This is a genomic window from Saccharomonospora iraqiensis subsp. paurometabolica YIM 90007 (genome assembly GCF_000231035.2).
GTDB lineage: Bacteria > Actinomycetota > Actinomycetes > Mycobacteriales > Pseudonocardiaceae > Saccharomonospora > Saccharomonospora paurometabolica.
This window is the reverse complement of the sequence record NZ_KI912238.1, coordinates 138,387-139,706: the sequence shown is the minus strand read 5'-3', so window position 1 is coordinate 139,706 and position 1,320 is coordinate 138,387. Positions and strand designations below refer to the sequence as shown.

Annotated in this window: 2 protein-coding genes and 1 pseudogene; all 3 read left to right on the top strand. The window is 72.0% G+C overall.

The features are described from left to right. Nucleotides 1-213 (top strand): hypothetical protein (locus SACPADRAFT_RS32830; protein WP_007027648.1); only part of this gene is annotated, 213 nt, incomplete at its 5' end. Then, complete coding sequence (locus SACPADRAFT_RS0212870; RefSeq protein ID WP_007027647.1) at nt 210-1,073, top strand: TatD family hydrolase; 864 nt, start codon at nt 210-212, stop codon at nt 1,071-1,073. The genes SACPADRAFT_RS32830 and SACPADRAFT_RS0212870, both read left to right, overlap by 4 nt. 77 nt (nt 1,074-1,150) lie before the next feature. Then, nucleotides 1,151-1,320 (top strand): annotated as a pseudogene (locus tag SACPADRAFT_RS27450) (metabolite traffic protein EboE); the annotation flags it as partial.

Below are 1,320 nucleotides of genomic sequence, written 5' to 3'. Positions count from 1 at the left end.
CGCGGCGACGCGGAACTGGCGCGGATGGTCACCGACTACGTGGCCGAACGCAGGGCCGCGGGACGCGCCGTGCCCGCCGACGCCGAGGCGCTGCTCGCCTCCGCGGCCCCGCCACCCGACGACCGCAACGACGACCGGAACGACGACCAGCGCATCGACCAGCGCATCGACCAGCGCGACGACCAGCGCGACGAGGAGGGGACCGGCCGGTGAGGATCTTCGACCCGCACATCCACATGACGTCCCGCACCACCGACGACTACGAGGCCCTGTACGCCGCCGGGGTGCGCGCGCTGGTCGAACCGGCGTTCTGGCTCGGCCAGCCGCGCACCAACGTCGGCGCGTTCACCGACTACTTCGACGGCCTCATCGGCTGGGAGCCGTTCCGCGCGGCCCAGTTCGGCATCCGGCACCACTGCACGATCGCGCTGAACCCGAAGGAGGCGAACGACCCGCGCTGCGCCGAGGTGCTCGACGTGCTGCCGCGGTACCTCGCCAAGGACGGCGTGGTGGCCGTCGGCGAGGTGGGCTACGACTCGATGACCGACGCCGAGGAGAAGGCGTTCGCCCGCCAGCTCGAACTGGCCGACGAGCACGGACTCCCGGTGCTGGTGCACACCCCGCACCGGGACAAGCTCGCGGGCACCCGGCGCACCCTCGCCGTAGTGGCCGAGTCCGGTATCGACCCCGCGCGGGTGGTGGTCGACCACCTGAACGAGGTGACCGTCGGCGAGGTCGCCGACTCGGGTTGCTGGATGGGGTTCTCGATCTACCCGGACACCAAGATGGACGAACACCGCATGGTGGAGATCCTGCGCCGGTACGGCACCGACCGGGTCCTGGTGAACTCGGCGGCGGACTGGGGCCGGTCGGATCCGCTGAAGACCTACCGGACGGGGCAGGCGATGCTGGCCGCCGGGTACAGCGAGGCCGAAGTGGACACAGTGTTGTGGAACAATCCGGTGGCTTTCTACGGGCAGAGCGGGAGGCTGGTCCTGCACGGCACGGAGAACTCCACGCCGACCGGGGAGACGTTCGCCGGCAACTCCGTCCTGCGCGGGGCGCGCCCATGATCCCGCGCACAGCATCCCCGGACACGTCGACGCCGCCGGTGCCGACCGGGTCGTCGGTACCGGCGGTGCCGTCCGAGGTGCCGTCGTACTGCACCAACGTCCACCCCGCAGAGGATGTCGACGGCATCCTCGCCCAGCTCGACGCGCACGCCGTGCCGGTCCGGGAGGAACTCGGCGTGGACACCCTCGGCGTCGGCCTGTGGCTGGCCGCGCCGGTCGCGCACGCGCTCGCCGCGGACCCGGCCGC